Annotated in this window: 12 protein-coding genes and 1 pseudogene; 11 read left to right on the forward strand and 2 right to left on the reverse strand. The window is 64.6% G+C overall.

The features are described 5' to 3' along the window. Positions 1-20: 20 nt before the first annotated feature. From ABZ490_RS46900 to ABZ490_RS46930, 7 genes are all read left to right on the forward strand, one after another. Positions 21-1526, forward strand: coding sequence for a CYTH and CHAD domain-containing protein (locus tag ABZ490_RS46900; RefSeq protein ID WP_359005239.1), 1506 nt, complete (start codon positions 21-23; stop codon positions 1524-1526). Positions 1527-1619: 93 nt separating this feature from the next. Continuing rightward, complete coding sequence (locus ABZ490_RS46905) at positions 1620-3584, forward strand: TIGR03960 family B12-binding radical SAM protein (protein ID WP_359005241.1); 1965 nt, start codon at positions 1620-1622, stop codon at positions 3582-3584. A 1223-nt stretch (positions 3585-4807) separates the two neighbouring features. Next, entirely contained in the window at positions 4808-5203 is a 396-nt protein-coding gene (locus ABZ490_RS46910) for a hypothetical protein (RefSeq protein WP_359005244.1), read from the forward strand. A 146-nt stretch (positions 5204-5349) separates the two neighbouring features. Further along, a complete protein-coding gene (locus ABZ490_RS46915) occupies positions 5350-6549 on the forward strand; it encodes a hypothetical protein (RefSeq protein WP_359005247.1) in 1200 nt (399 codons plus the stop codon). Positions 6550-6727: 178 nt separating this feature from the next. Further along, a complete protein-coding gene (locus ABZ490_RS46920) occupies positions 6728-7138 on the forward strand; it encodes a hypothetical protein (RefSeq protein ID WP_359005250.1) in 411 nt (136 codons plus the stop codon). Then, positions 7135-7887: an ATP-binding cassette domain-containing protein gene (locus ABZ490_RS46925; RefSeq protein WP_359005253.1), complete on the forward strand. Its 753-nt coding sequence runs from the start codon at positions 7135-7137 to the stop codon at positions 7885-7887. Before ABZ490_RS46920 ends, ABZ490_RS46925 begins: the two co-directional genes overlap by 4 nt. A 524-nt stretch (positions 7888-8411) precedes the next feature. After that, positions 8412-9326 (forward strand): aminoglycoside phosphotransferase family protein, encoded by a 915-nt coding sequence (locus tag ABZ490_RS46930; protein WP_359005256.1) that lies wholly within the window; start codon positions 8412-8414, stop codon positions 9324-9326. A 3-nt stretch (positions 9327-9329) separates the two neighbouring features. Here the strand turns inward: ABZ490_RS46930 and ABZ490_RS46935 are convergent, their stop codons facing one another. Beyond that, complete coding sequence (locus ABZ490_RS46935) at positions 9330-10700, reverse strand: sporulation protein (RefSeq protein WP_359005259.1); 1371 nt, start codon at positions 10698-10700, stop codon at positions 9330-9332. A 211-nt stretch (positions 10701-10911) separates the two neighbouring features. Between ABZ490_RS46935 and ABZ490_RS46940 the strand changes: the two genes are divergently transcribed. Beyond that, on the forward strand, positions 10912-11472 hold the full coding sequence (locus ABZ490_RS46940) for an ATP-binding protein (RefSeq protein ID WP_359005274.1): 561 nt from the start codon (positions 10912-10914) through the stop codon (positions 11470-11472). Between the two features lie 306 nt (positions 11473-11778). Further along, positions 11779-12084 (forward strand): hypothetical protein, encoded by a 306-nt coding sequence (locus ABZ490_RS46945; protein WP_359005262.1) that lies wholly within the window; start codon positions 11779-11781, stop codon positions 12082-12084. A gap of 410 nt (positions 12085-12494) precedes the next feature. Here ABZ490_RS46945 and ABZ490_RS46950 read toward each other — a convergent pair whose 3' ends face one another. Next, complete coding sequence (locus ABZ490_RS46950; protein WP_359005265.1) at positions 12495-13274, reverse strand: GntR family transcriptional regulator; 780 nt, start codon at positions 13272-13274, stop codon at positions 12495-12497. 167 nt (positions 13275-13441) lie between these two features. Between ABZ490_RS46950 and ABZ490_RS46955 the strand changes: the two genes are divergently transcribed. Both ABZ490_RS46955 and ABZ490_RS46960 read left to right on the forward strand, forming a co-directional pair. Further along, positions 13442-13792: a hypothetical protein gene (locus ABZ490_RS46955; RefSeq protein ID WP_359005268.1), complete on the forward strand. Its 351-nt coding sequence runs from the start codon at positions 13442-13444 to the stop codon at positions 13790-13792. Next, a pseudogene (locus ABZ490_RS46960) lies at positions 13792-14338 on the forward strand (hypothetical protein); the annotation flags it as partial. The gene ABZ490_RS46955 and the pseudogene ABZ490_RS46960, both read left to right, overlap by 1 nt.

Below are 14338 nucleotides of genomic sequence, written 5' to 3' on the forward strand. Positions count from 1 at the left end.
ACTGCGACTAGATTCATTTCATGGCGGAGACGAAACGCGAGATCGAGCGCAAGTACGAATCCGACGACAGCGGGCTGCCCGACCTGACCGGCGTCGCCGGGGTGGCGGGTGTCCTCGACAAGGGCACCGCCGAACTGGACGCGACCTACTACGACACCTCCGACCTGCGCCTGGCGTCGGCCTCCATCACCCTGCGCCGCCGCACGGGCGGCTCCGACGCCGGCTGGCACCTGAAGCTGCCGGTCGGCCCCGGGGTCAGGGACGAGATCCGCGCCCCGCTCTCCGACACCGTCCCGGACGAGCTGGCCGGACTGGTGCGCTCCCGGGTGCGCGAGGGACAGCTGGTGGCGGTGGTCCGGCTGCGCTCCGCACGGGACGTACGGGACCTCGTCGACGCCGACGGCAGACTGCTGGCCGAGGCGAGCGTGGACACCGTACGGGCGGAGCGGCTGTTCGGCGGGAAGGGCAGCGCCCAGTGGAGCGAGATCGAGGTGGAGCTGGCCGACGACGGTGACCCGGCCCTCCTCGACAAGGTGGAGAAGCGGCTGCGCAAGGCGGGCGTACGACCGTCGAAATCGGCGTCGAAGCTGGCCCGGGCCCTCGCGGAGACCAAGGGCGGACATCCGCACCCCGAGGACGGCGGCCCGGCCGAGCCCGTCACCGCCGGGGACCACGTCATGGCGTACGTCCGCGCCCAGCGCGACGCGATCGTCGAGCTGGACCCGGCGGTGCGCCAGGACGCCGAGGAGTCGGTGCACGACATGCGGGTCGCCACCCGCCGGCTGCGCAGCACCTTCCGCTCCTTCGGCAAGGTCCTCGACCGGGACGTCACCGACCCGATCGCCGACGAGCTGAAATGGCTGGCCGGGGAGCTGGGCGTGGGCCGCGACCACGAGGTGCTGGCCGAGCGGCTGACGGCGGCCTTCGACGAACTGCCGCCCACCCTGGTCGCCGGCCCGGTCCGGGAACGGCTGAAGAAGTGGTCGAAGGCCGGGGAGAAGGGGTCGAGGCGCCGGCTGCTCGGGGTGCTGGACTCCGCGCGCTATCTGACGCTCCTCGACACCCTGGACGCGCTCGTCGCCGATCCGCCGGTGCTGAAGGCGGCCGGGAAGAAGCCGGAGAAGGTGCTCGCCCAGGCCGTGCGCAAGGACTTCGCGAAGGTGTCCGCGCTGATCGAGGAGGCCGTGGAGCAGCCGCCCGGCACGGACCGCGACTTCGCCCTGCACGAGGCCCGCAAGAAGGCCAAGCGCACCCGCTACGCGGCGGAGACGTCCGTGCCCGCCCTCGGCCGCCCGGCGAAGGACCTGGTCAGGTCCATGAAGTCGCTCCAGAGCCTGCTCGGCGACCACCAGGACAGCGTGATGGCCCGCACGACCCTGCGCGAGCTGTCCGCCGTGGCGCACGCGGCGGGGGAGAACGGGTTCACGTACGGCGTGCTCTACGCCCGTGAGGAGCGGCGGGCGGAGCGGGTCGAGGAGGCCGTGCCGGGGGAATGGAAGGAGACCAGCGGCTCGATGGAGGTTTAGAGCGGCTTTGATCGTGATTTTCGCGGGCGGGGGAGTGCTCCGGGCGCGTTACGCTGGATGGCCACCCTGTCAGCTCACGAAGGTAACGCCGCGATGTCTGTCGAGTCGGTCTTCCCGCAGCTCGAAGCCTTGCTCCCGCACGTGCAGAAGCCGATCCAGTACGTCGGGGGCGAGCTCAACTCCACGGTCAAGCCGTGGGAGTCCTGTGACGTCCACTGGGCGCTCATGTACCCGGACGCGTACGAGGTCGGTCTGCCCAACCAGGGCGTCATGATCCTCTACGAGGTGCTGAACGAGCAGGAGGGCGTCCTCGCCGAGCGCACGTACAGCGTGTGGCCGGACCTGGAGGCGCTGATGCGGGAGCACGGCGTCCCGCAGTTCACGGTCGACAGCCACCGTCCGGTGAAGGCCTTCGACGTGTTCGGCCTGTCCTTCTCCACCGAGCTGGGCTACACCAACATGCTCACGGCCCTGGACCTCGCCGGGATCCCCCTGGAGTCCAAGGACCGCACGATCGACGACCCGATCGTCCTCGCGGGCGGCCACGCGGCCTTCAACCCCGAGCCGATCGCCGACTTCATCGACGCGGCGGTCATCGGCGACGGCGAGCAGGCCGTGCTCGACATGACGCGGATCATCAAGGAGTGGAAGGCCGAGGGCCGTCCCGGCGGCCGCGAGGAGGTCCTCTTCCGCCTCGCGAGGACCGGCGGCGTCTACATCCCGGCGTTCTACGACGTCGAGTACCTCCCCGACGGCCGTATCGCCCGTGTGGTCCCCAACAAGTCGGGCGTCCCGTGGCGCGTGTCGAAGCACACGGTCATGGACCTCGACGAGTGGCCCTACCCCAAGCAGCCCCTGGTCCCGCTCGCGGAGACCGTCCACGAGCGCATGTCCGTCGAGATCTTCCGCGGCTGCACGCGCGGCTGTCGCTTCTGCCAGGCCGGCATGATCACCCGCCCGGTGCGCGAGCGCTCGATCACGGGCATCGGCGAGATGGTCGAGAAGGGCCTGAAGGCGACGGGCTTCGAGGAGGTCGGCCTTCTCTCGTTGTCGAGCGCGGACCACTCGGAGATCGGCGACATCGCCAAGGGCCTGGCCGACCGCTACGAAGAGGACAAGATCGGCCTCTCCCTCCCCTCCACCCGCGTCGACGCCTTCAACGTCGACCTGGCGAACGAGCTGACGCGCAACGGCCGACGCTCGGGTCTCACCTTCGCCCCCGAGGGCGGCTCGGAGCGCATGCGCAAGGTGATCAACAAGATGGTGTCGGAGGAGGACCTCATCCGCACCGTCGCGACGGCCTACGGCAACGGCTGGCGCCAGGTGAAGCTGTACTTCATGTGCGGCCTGCCGACCGAGACGGACGACGACGTCCTCCAGATCGCGGACATGGCGATGAACGTGATCGCCAAGGGCCGCGAGGTCTCCCGCTCCAACGACATCCGCTGCACGGTCTCGATCGGCGGCTTCGTCCCCAAGCCCCACACCCCCTTCCAGTGGGCCCCGCAGCTCTCCGCGGAGGAGACGGACGCGCGACTGACCAAGCTCCGTGACAAGATCCGCGGCGACAAGAAGTACGGCCGTTCGATCGGCTTCCGCTACCACGACGGCAAGCCCGGCATCGTCGAGGGCCTGCTCTCCCGCGGCGACCGGCGCATCGGCTCCGTGATCCGCGCGGTCTACGAGGACGGCGGCCGCTTCGACGGCTGGCGCGAGCACTTCTCCTACGACCGCTGGATGGCCTGCGCCGACAAGTCCCTCGCCCCCTTCGGCGTGGACGTCGACTGGTACACCACCCGCGAGCGCACCTACGAGGAGGTCCTGCCCTGGGACCACCTGGACTCGGGCCTGGACAAGGACTGGCTCTGGGAGGACTGGCAGGACGCCCTCGACGAGACGGAGGTCGAGGACTGCCGCTGGACCCCGTGCTTCGACTGCGGCGTCTGTCCCCAGTACGACACATGGCCACAACTGAGCAACAGCGGCAAGAAGCTGCTGCCGCTCACGGTCAAGAAGGACGCTGCGACCAGCGGACACGCGCACGGACACGGGCACTGAGGTGAGCGAGGCGCTGCGGCGGATCGCTGAGGCTGTGACGGACGTCACGGAGGATGAGGTGGCTGCGGCGCTGGGCGCACTTGGGGCGCTGAGGGGGCGGCAACGTCGGGTGCTGGATGCTGCTAGAACGCCGCTGCCGCCGCCTGGAGGCGCGCCGGGGATCCTCTCCGAGGTGGAGTGGGTCTGACTCCGTCGACTGCCTGAGAACGGCCTCTGCGAACTTCTGAGCCCCCTCCTTGATTGGGAGGGGGTTCGGTCGTGGTTGGGATATGCCGATGTCGCGGCGTTCGTGCAGCAGGCGTTTACTTCGCAGCAAGAGCCCGACACGTTCGTCTCGATGCCGGGCTGCGGAATCGTCGGCTTGGACGCCGGGGCGATGGCGGAGTACGTGCCCTCGAAGACGTGAACCGGGTGGCTCCGAGCCCTGCGTGCTACTCCTCGAAGGAGAGAGGACCCACGATGCCCCCACGTATCGCCGTGCTCCTCGCGCTAAGCCGGGGCAGTGATACCTCGGCGAACACGTCCGGCAGCCGGCGGGCTCAAGCGGGGTCGTGCTCGTCGTAGAACTGGCCCCGGCACGGCGGGCAGCCCTTGCCTTCGGGAGCGTGGCACATCAGTTGATGCGCTGGGCCAGGCAAGACGGTTGCGCGCGCTTATCTGTGGGTGAGGACATCGGATCCAACGGCCAGCGAGCGAAATCATGCCGGATTTACGGCAGAGTTTCCGGAATTTAGCGAGTTGTCGCCGTTACCTGGCGACATGTGGAAGGTCTTCCTGGCCTGCCGGTCTCTGGAGCGTGCTTGTGTCGGACGCGGTCTCCGCTTTGAACCACCAAGGAGCACGGGTCTGCGAGTTCCAGTTTTTCGTGTGCCGCGCCTGGGATTTCTGCGTTGGGTAGGTTTCTGAAGCGGGGGATGACGGTTTTACCCGTTGGCTTCCATTTGGTATTTCTTTGGCAGATCTGTCCGGTTACGGTCTTTTAGGCGGTAGCGGCCCACTGAGCCGAACGAACAGCAAAGCCGTTGCAAATAAGAGGTCGATCATGGACACTGGTAGCTGCCGCTTAGCGCGGTCGTTCAAGCTTGCGATAGAGGACTAGTCGTTTACGGGGGTGTAGTGGAGAGCGACTTCGCGTGCCTGAAATTCCCCACTGTATCCTTCTATGGTCATTGGGGAGGGCGAAAATGGATGCGAGCCGAATAGGCAGACTGGGGACGGTCGCTGTGAGCGCGGCAGCAATCGTTCTCGGTATGAGTACGAATGCGTTCGCGGCGGATACTTTTCCCGGTACAAGCCACATGACGGACGTGCGAGTTGAATTCACGTCGTCGCGTTGGACGGAAGAGGCCTACACCGAGCTCCGCTTCACTGGATGCAACTCTGCGTCCGACCACTCGGTATCTCCCGAGATTATGCAGGATAATGATCTATGGCCTGACTACTACTACGGAGAAAAGACCTTTACGGCCTGCTTCGATGGTGGCACCAGCGCTGGCACTGAGTCTGGCCTGGAGCGCGGTAGGTACTATTTCCGCATTAATAAGATCGACGACTCCATGAGCGCGCTGAACCTGCTTGACGTGAAGAAGGTAGTGGTTGACTCTACGCTGGCTGACTAGGTCATGCTGGCAAGACACCCGCTGGTCGGATCCGATGGATCCGACCAGCGGGTACTTCTGTTGAGACGGAGATTTCCTTGCTGTCAAGATTCCGCCTTCGCGGAAATAGTGCAATATGGGTCAGCCCATTTTCCCTTGGGCTACCCATGTTCTATTATTTCTTTGGTGGTGGGCGTCCACCTGAAGTGAATTTTTCATATGCACCGACGGTGGTATCTTATCCCCTGGCGTTCACTTACTCTTTTGCATACGCTACGGTCTCCGCGCTAGCGGCTTGGGAAAGTGGCAAGCTCCGAGAGTACAGGATTTGGTATCTCGCTCCGACTCGTTCCCAGTACTTGGTGGCTGCTCGCTCATTGCTTGCGCCAATCGGGCTAGCGTGGCTGATGCTTTCACTTCCAGTAACAGTTGCCCTCATTGAAACACAGACGCTGCCAACTGTGGCGAGTTTGGGTCCACTCTTTATGGCAATGGTTTTGAGCGTGGCGCACGCAGTCATCGGTTTTGTAGTCGGTTCGCGAATTCCCGCGTTGATTTCAGTTCCCATTATGGCCACCGGGACTTGGGTATTTGTCGCATTCTCCGCCGCTAGCCCCCCTTTCTGGTTGCGTCACGTGTCGGGTCAGATTTCCTCTCATTTGATGTTCGGCGAGGCAATACCATCACGGGTGTTGCTTCCACCCCTCATTTTCGCTGGGGGAATTGCTCTCGGGGTGGCTCTGATCTGGTCTAGAAATTTTCACTGGATCGTGCGAGCGGGAATGGCTATAACGGTTTCAATTGCTGGCGTATCAACATCAATCCTTCTCACCGATGACTGGGGTCATACTCCGCCTCTTCTGACTGCCCAAGCCCCTATGAAGTGTGCAGGAAGCACGCCAAAGGTCTGCCTACCGGAAGCGATGAGTCAGTACCTTCCCAAAGTGCGCGCTGAAGTAAAGTCAACCTTGGGCGCGCTAAATAAGGCCGGAGTGAAGTCGCATCCTGCACTTGTGACTGACAGGGTGGAAGACGGCCGTTATCAGCGGAGGTCTACCCAGAATGAGTGGAAAGTTTCCTTCACTCAGGCTCTTCTTGTAAATGGCAATATCCGTTACCGTCTGGGCTTCGAGGCCATTAGCTTTGACTGTGAAAAACCGGACGTTGCTATAAGTCGTTCTGTTCGCCTGTGGGGCGCATCTATTCTGGGAGAAGCGGATGCGGAACGCCGGCGTGTGGCGGTAGAAAATACGCCATTTGATGGGCAGGATGAGGTTGAGGAAACGGTGCGAGACGTCCTCAGGATGAGGCAATCGCAGCAGTCCAGTTGGTACTATCGCAATCTCGCAAAGGCATGCGGCGGATAAAATGATTTGGTGGTTGAAGGTCCGTCGAGCGCGGACATACTTGGTCACTTCCATCGGATCTTTTGCGGCTCTACTCGTCTTGGTTGACGGCAGGGTTGCTTTCTTTCCTTCATTCTTGGGTGGAGTTCAGCATGCGGCTCTGACGCTTTTCGTTCCCATTCCTCTCTTGGCTACATTGATGTTCAGCCTTGAGTCACGAGTTGATTCGATTGAGAAGTCAGGGTTCCGCGGGCTAGGGATTCTCGATATCTCGCTGGTCTGCGTCGTGGTAGTGCTTGCTGTGTCAATAAGCCTCCTGCTCGGTCTTGCTATTGGTTCCCCTGCTGTCATCGCTGCGGGGCGCAACACGGCCTTCCTGTTGGGTCTTATGTTGTGTGCCCGCTGGGCTGTCGGGCAAGCCGCAGTAGTTGCCCCCGTGGTGTGGCTCATGATTGTGATGTTTTTCGGTTTCCGAACAGGAAATGACCCCTACCCCTGGTCGATACTTCCCGAGCCTCCAGACGCCATCCATGCCGCTGCCGGCGCTCTTATTTCTTTCGTTGGCGGACTGGCTTTCCTATTCCTTGATTCCAGGAGGATGTACGCATGAAGCTGACGTTCGACTCCTGCACGTATCGATACCGTCGCTGGAAGGCGCCCATCTTTCGAGATTTTAATTATGAGGTCTCGGGAGGCCTCACGATCCTCCTAGGTCCCAATGGGGCTGGGAAATCCACTATGCTAAAAATGGCGGCTTCTGTAATCCTGCCGCAGGGTGGCGAAGTGTCCTTCGACGGGATTTCGACTGCCCGAAAGGAATATAGGTCTACTGTTGGATGGATGCCTCAGGGGATCACGCCAATGTCGACCCTTACTGCTCGCGAATATGTTGCATATATCGGCTGGCTGAAGGGAATGAATCGCCGAGCTGCTTGGGATAAAGCGATGCATGCTCTGTCAAGGGTCGAAATGGCTAAAATGGCTGACGTGAAGTCAAATCAGCTGTCCGGCGGTCAACTGCGAAGGGTTGGCTTGGCTGCATCTCTGGCACATTCGGCGAAGCTTCTCTTGCTTGATGAGCCAACTGCCGGTCTGGACCCTTATCAGCGTCGGGTGTTTCGAAATATTCTGAATGAAGTTTCGGGAGAATCGCAAATTCTCCTGTCTACTCATGATGTGTCGGATCTAGCTGAGGAGGCAGACCATGTGTCTGTCATGGAGAGCGGCAGAATGCTCTACCACGGAGAAACTCGATCATTTCTTGCGCATGCGCCTGCTGAAGCCCCTGCTGGCCGCGTAGCTGAGGCCGCCTACACGGAAGTCTTGGGCGCAAGTGACCCCTTCTCTCGAAAGCATTAGGGTCGAATTTCCTGGATAAGTTTGACAACCGTAAGAAACGTGACTCGTGCAGTGGTCGTCCGCCGAAGTTCGCCCCAGTCGACTAGCGCGAGCAGCGTGCAGTCGAGTGTGGTATTAACCACGTCAAGAGGTGCAGGGCTGGGGCCACAACGACAAAATCGCAGTCCGCACCAGGCGACCGTGGTTTCCAGCGCCATCGGGAGACTTGGGCAGTGCTCCGGATCCGGTTCACGAACCCGGGGGCTGAGTCATGCATTAGCTGATTGGGCCGACTCGGGCCGGAGGATCGCCCGGCCGCACTCGTCCTACTCCCCTTGAACACGGCCGCATTTCCTGAACAACGTACGAATACGAGCAGTCGCGAGACTTTACAGTAGCTCGGGGATCGGTGTGGCTGGTACGAGTGCCTCTCGTGCGGCAGCTCTTTCCTAGATACGGTCGGAAGCGTGTCTGGCGTGCGCCGGGTTGGTCACCTGGGGGCGTGCGCTGGTTGATCGCGCGTGACTAGGGGAGCTGGTACGGGCATGGCGGTTGACGCTGCTTGCACGGATGAGGGGTTCACGTCGGCTGGGGCTGCGCGGGTGTTACGTGCTGCGTGCCGGGCGGCGGGGCTCGATGACAAGGGCGCGGAGTTGCTCCGCTTCGGGGAGAACGCGCTGTTCCGGCTGGCCTCGGCGTCGGTGGTCGCGCGCATCGCACGGGGGGAGGAATGGCTGTCCACGGCTCGCAAAGAGGTGGCTGTGGCGCGGTGGCTTGCGGATGAGGGGTTCTCGGCTGCGCGCATCGTTGAGGATGTGGAACAGCCGCTCTTGATCGACGGGCACCCGGTGACGTTCTGGCATCTGATCGTTGAGGGTGACCGGAAGGCTACGTACGGGGAGCTGGGTGGCATCTTGCGGGATCTGCACTCGCTGACCGTTCCCGCCAGCCTAGATCTGCCGTCGTTCGACCCCTTCGGGAAGCAGGAACTGCGGATCGACAAGGCGGTGATCCCGGAGGATGACCGGGCCTTCCTGCGGAAGCGGTGGCGGGACCTGCGGGACAAGTATTCGGAGCTGCGGTTTGAGTCGCCCATGGGGCCGGTGCACGGGGATGCGCATGTGCAGAACCTCATGGTTGATGATCAGGGGCGGGTGGTCCTGATCGACTTCGAGGCGTTCTGCTTTGATCATCCTGAGTGGGATCTGATGGTGACGGCTGTGGAGCATCACAGTCTTGGCTGGCAGTCCGATGCGCAGTACGGCGATTTCGTCTCAGCGTACGGACGGGATCTGTACGACTGGCACGGGTACGAGACCCTGCGTGGGCTGCAAGAGTTTGGGATGACGACGTGGCTCATGCAGAACGTTCGGGAGAACGAGGAGACCGCGGCTGAGTACCGGCGGCGTATCGCCGGCCTCCGGGATGATCAGGGCCCTCGGGACTGGCGGCCCTGGTAGGCGTTACTCGTCGTCCAGGCGGGCGAAGGCGTCGCGTACCTTCTCGTTGAAGGCTGCCACGGCCGGGCTCGTGGCGTGCGCGCCGATTTCGTGCTGGAAGTCGGTGACGTAGCGCTGGAAGCGTGAGGACTGAAGGGAGTCGCCGCCCTCGACTGCGAGGCTCGCAGTGGTGACGGCGGCTTCCAACTCGCCGTTGAGTAGCTGGCTCTGGGCGAGCACCATGCGGCAGAAGCCGAGGGTTCGGGCGTACTTCGGGTCGGTGCTGTCCACGGCGCGCTGGGCCTGGTCCACGGCTTCGCGGCGCATCTTGAGGTCGCGGAAGCAGTGGCAGAGTTCGCCCATGAGTTCTGCTTCGTCGAAGTAGGCGAGCCATGCCGGGTCTTCGGTGGTGTCGGCCTGCTCGAAGTGCCGTGCGGCCTCGTTCATCGCTCGGGTGGCTGCGATGCGGTCGCCGGCGTTGGACAGGGCGCGGGCTTCCATGGCGGAGTAGTTGGCCATGGCTCGTGGGGTGGCTCGTCCTTTGGCGCCCTCGACTGCGGCGCGGGCGAGTTGGATGGCTTGTGGGTGGTTGCCGAGGTAGTTCGCCTGGTGGCTGAGGTTGCCGAGGATGCGGGCGCCGAACATGCGGTCGTCGATGACCTGGGACAGGCGAAGCGTGGATGTGAGGTAGCGGTGGGCGAGTCGGTGGTTTCCGGTGTCGTACGCGGTCCACGCCAGTAACTGGGAGACCTCGGCGGCGGCGCCGAACAGGGCCGTTCCCACCTTCGCGCTGTAGCTCACGCTCAGCAGGGGCAGGACCTCGTAGCGGAAGTAGTGGCGCAACGCCCGGTGGCCGTGGCCTCCGCCGTATTTGAAGTCGAGCTGCATGAAGGTGGCGGCTGCGTCTCTGATCGCGCGCACGTCGCGCATGCCGACGCGCTGTTGTGCCGGCCGGTCAGCCTCGATGCCGTCGGGGCGGGCGATCATCCATGACAAGACGGCGGAGCTGAGGTCTGCGTCCGCGACGATCAGCCGGTCCGTGGTGGTCGCGTCTGCACGCTCCTGGGCGAGTCCGTCAAGGACGGAGAGGGCTTCGGGAAGCGTGCTGGGATAGCCGGTCGGCTCCGGTGCGCTTGCCTTGGTGTGGTCGAAGAAGCCGAGATCGCCGGGGGAGACTCGGCGTCCGAGCTTGACCGAGAGAACGTCGGCCATGATCGATGCCGTCTCCGGCTTGATGCCTGAGCCGTCGCGCCATCGCTGCACTGCGATGTGCGTTGTCCCGAGATTGATGCCGCGCTGGGTGGCGGCGTCCTGCATGCGCTTGGCCAGTCCCTTGTTCGAGACCTGGGCTTCGGCCATGACTGCGATCAGTTGCGCGTTCTGCTCCCGGCTCATGCTCCCCTGCCAACCCGAGAATGACGGCGAGTGTTCATCCTGTCACAGGAATTTCGCCCAAGGGGGTTCATTGGTGAACCCCCTTTGCCTTTGCCGGTGTTCACGTGAACCCCCTGGTGAACGCTGCCGGTCACGCTCCTCTGCCCGTGTACTGGCTTGCGTGATGCAAGCGGTGCCATGAGGGGTCGTACCGGGCCCGGAGAGGGACGTGATGGAGGCAAGAAGAGCCGAACGCCTTGCGCGCGAAGTGGATGCGTTCGATCACTGGTTCGCGGCGCCGGATCCGTCGGCTGGCGGGCACTTCCTGGCGGCCTCGCTGTTCGCCGAGTCACCGAACACGGCCCGGGTCGCTCGTGACATGACGGCTGTGTTCCTGACGGACGCGGGCGCGGCTGAGTTCGTGGATGACGCGCGGCTGGTTGTGTCCGAACTCGTCGGCAACGTGGTGAACCATGTGGTGCCGGAACGCGGCCTCGCTCGTCCTGGTGGTGCCCGGCGTATCGACCTGACGTTCAAGGTCTGGCCCAGGTGGGTGTTCGTCGGCGTCGCGGATGAGGACTCCTCGCCCCCGCTTCTGCCGCTGGGAGACGCCTTCTCGCCCGGTCTGGCGGGTGAGCTGTCGGAAGCGGTCCTGCCGGACAACGGCCGTGGACTGTTCATCGTCCAGCGTTTGGCCTCGTCGGTCTGGTGGCGTCCTGGCGATCAGGGCGGCAAGACCATCTGGTGCCGCTTCGACCGTGATGGCGGTGCCACCGAGCGAAAACCCTGCTGACTCCGGGCCGTCACCCCTGCAACTCCCACGCGATCGGGAGAGGACGACGGCCCGGCCCCGGCTGGAGGTGACCACTCCGGCCAAGAGGTGCGGCCCCTCGCCGGGGCTCTCCCAATCCCTCTGAGCGGGGGCCGCACCTCACAACCCAATACCGATACCGGGCCACCCCGTATGCCCTGGAAAGCGAAGGGTGGCCCGGTTGGGAACACGGCGGTTCCCGGTGCCTGATGGTACCGGGGCCGTCGTGCTGCGTTTCTGCCCCGGTCAAAGGAAGTTGACGATCCGTTACCTAGATCGGGGTCTGAAGTGAGCAAGGCAATCGGTACTGGCGAGAACGGGCCGGACGACGGGCCTGACGTGACAGAGGCGGATCTCGGCCTTTGGGTGCGTGGTGTGGACTACATGGCGGGCTGGCGGGTGGCGCGGGCGGCTGCTGATCAGGTGAACCTTGCTCTTCTCGCCGTGGAGTTCGAGCCGTCGCAGTTACGTGCGGTGGCTTCGACGGACGACGCGGGGCGCGGGGTGGTCCGTCTGGTGGGGGCGCCCGGTGCGGCCGTGCGTCTCGCGGGGCTTCTGGCGGGGCTCGTCGACCGTGACGGCGGTGCGCTGTGAGGGGCGTTTCCGCTGGTGAGTGGTGCACGTGGGCACGTCGCCGGCTGGAGGGATTTTGGGCGGGAGCTGCCATGGGGCGAGTGAACAGGGGGCCTTACGCTGCTCAGGCGAATCGGGCAGGTGGTGCACCTGCCCGGTGTTGTGCCCGATTGGCCCCCTGTTCTTCGAGGCTCGCCCCATGGTGGCTGCCTAAAATCTCTCCGGCCGGCGACCCCCGGCCCCGTGGGCTCCGGCCCTCGGCGGCCGTTCGTCGCCTCGACTCCTGGGGCGTGCTGTGGTGTGGGGCGTCCGGCGCTCGGCCGGGACCGGCGGTCACGCCGCACGCCCGGCCGGGGCGGCCGGGCGTCCCGGCGCGCCGCAGGCGCGCCCTTGAGGAAGTGAAGGCTGTTTCGACCGATCCGGCTCGCCGCTCACGCCTTGGCGCGTCGTGCGGGCTGCTTGTCGGCGGTGAGCCGGTAGGTGAGTTCGGCGCGGTCGGCACCGATGCGGAGTTCTTCGAGGATCAGGGGCCGGTCGTCGGTGTCGTGGGTGACGCGGGAGAGGTGCAGGATCGGGGTCGCGTCGGGGAGCTGGAGCGTGGTGCGCTCGTCGGGCAGCGGCATCCGGGCGCGTACGGTCTCGGACCAGGTGAGCTTGTGGCCGTCCTCGGTGAGCTGGCGGTAGAACGCGGCCGGGCGCTTGCACGGCTCCTCGGCCAGCATCGGAACCGCTTCCGCGATGGCGAACGGGATCAGCGTGCGGTGCATCGCGCGGGTGCCCGTGCTCGGGTCGAACAGCAAGCGGTCACAACAGTACAGGGCTTCCTCCTCGCCGAGTTGGAGGAGTTGGCCGGTGGCCTTGGTGGTGTGCGTCCGGTAGGCGCTGGCCTCCTCGGTCTCCTGCCAGACATCGCCATTGGGCATGACGAACCGGCCGTCGGCGGTGCGGCTGATACTGCGCTGGATCGTGAGGGACGGCTGTCCGTCGGAGCGCACGAAACTGCCCTTGCCGTGCCGGACATCGATCAGCCCTTCGGCGCGAAGTGCTGCGATGGCGTTGCGGACGGTCGGACGGGACACGGCGTAACGGCCCATGAGCTGGGCTTCGGACGGCAACAGAGACTCGGGTGCGAACTCGCCCGACAGGATCGCTTCGCGGATGGCGGCGGCCACCTGCTGGTAGAGGGCTCCGGGGCGCTGGATCTCCGACATCTGGGCATCTCCGACGGGTCGGGGTTGTAGGAACGTCGCACATGCGGCGTCACTCGTCAGCATAAGTACTTGCACACTCGCCGTACAGCACCCCACACTCATCACTCGTAAGGACAAGTGACGTCGGGAGAAGTCTGACGTCCTGACTGGCCAGGGAGGCCAACGAAATGCAGTCCATTCCCGTGGACACGGCGCGACTCGGCGTACTGCGGTGCGCCATCGCTCCGGAAGTGAAGATCAGCAACTCCGAGACACAGGAGGTGAAGAAGGACCGGGACGGCAACCCCGTCTACACCGTGGCCGTGACCGTGCGGCAGGACCGGCGGCGGATCTCCGTCATCGAGATCGCCGTGAGCGGCCAGCCGACCGGGATCGAGGAAGGGCAGATCGTCAAGGTAACCGGGCTGGTGGCGTTCATGTGGTCGATGGGCGACCGGCACGGCGTCAGCTTCCGCGCCGATGCGATCACGCCCGTGCACGGAACTCTGGCGGCGGCGCGCAAGGGCGGTGAGGCGTGATGGAGCCGTACATAATCGCCCTCGCCCTGGTCGTTCTCGCCTGGATGCTCGTCGCCGGTGACCTGGTGCGCCGGCACCGCCCGCTCTGGCACTGGTATCTCATCGGCTACCCGCTGACCGCCTGGCGGGTCGTCTCCACGTGGCGGCGCGTCGCCGTCCTCAACGACCTGGCCGTGTCCCGGCTCCCGGCGCGCACGCTCGTCGGTCACCTGCTGGTCAAGGGTGACCCGGTGCGGCCGGTGGCTCCGCGCTGCTCCTTCCCGCACGTCACCCCCATGGGGTTGTCCGTGCTGGTGCGGCTGCACGCGGGCCAGACCCCCGCGACCTACCTCAAGGCGGCGGACGCGTTCGTCCACGCGTGGAAGGTCCACGCGGTGCGGGTCACCTCGCCGGAACGCGGCCTCGTGCTGCTGACCGCCATGGCCAGTGATCCACTGGAGCGGCCGGGCTTAGAGGTCCTAACAAAGGCGTTGTACGTGCCGGTAAGTGATCAGGCAGGTGGCGAGGCTGAGGAAGGCCTCGTGGATGTCGTCGCGTCGTTCCCAG

This window comes from Streptomyces sp. NPDC005811 (genome assembly GCF_040630405.1).
GTDB lineage: Bacteria > Actinomycetota > Actinomycetes > Streptomycetales > Streptomycetaceae > Streptomyces.

What these genes read in the sequence shown, in the direction of transcription:
- ABZ490_RS46905 (WP_359005241.1), top strand. Translation starts at nt 1,620, where the DNA reads ATGTCTGTCGAGTCGGTCTTCCCGCAGCTCGAAGCCTTGCTCCCGCAC.
- ABZ490_RS46915 (WP_359005247.1), top strand. Translation starts at nt 5,350, where the DNA reads ATGTTCTATTATTTCTTTGGTGGTGGGCGTCCACCTGAAGTGAATTTT.
- ABZ490_RS46940 (WP_359005274.1), top strand. Translation starts at nt 10,912, where the DNA reads ATGGAGGCAAGAAGAGCCGAACGCCTTGCGCGCGAAGTGGATGCGTTC.
- ABZ490_RS46930 (WP_359005256.1), top strand. Translation starts at nt 8,412, where the DNA reads ATGGCGGTTGACGCTGCTTGCACGGATGAGGGGTTCACGTCGGCTGGG.
- ABZ490_RS46925 (WP_359005253.1), top strand. Translation starts at nt 7,135, where the DNA reads ATGAAGCTGACGTTCGACTCCTGCACGTATCGATACCGTCGCTGGAAG.
- ABZ490_RS46935 (WP_359005259.1), bottom strand. Translation starts at nt 10,700, where the DNA reads ATGAGCCGGGAGCAGAACGCGCAACTGATCGCAGTCATGGCCGAAGCC.
- ABZ490_RS46920 (WP_359005250.1), top strand. Translation starts at nt 6,728, where the DNA reads ATGTTCAGCCTTGAGTCACGAGTTGATTCGATTGAGAAGTCAGGGTTC.
- ABZ490_RS46955 (WP_359005268.1), top strand. Translation starts at nt 13,442, where the DNA reads ATGCAGTCCATTCCCGTGGACACGGCGCGACTCGGCGTACTGCGGTGC.
- ABZ490_RS46900 (WP_359005239.1), top strand. Translation starts at nt 21, where the DNA reads ATGGCGGAGACGAAACGCGAGATCGAGCGCAAGTACGAATCCGACGAC.
- ABZ490_RS46950 (WP_359005265.1), bottom strand. Translation starts at nt 13,274, where the DNA reads ATGTCGGAGATCCAGCGCCCCGGAGCCCTCTACCAGCAGGTGGCCGCC.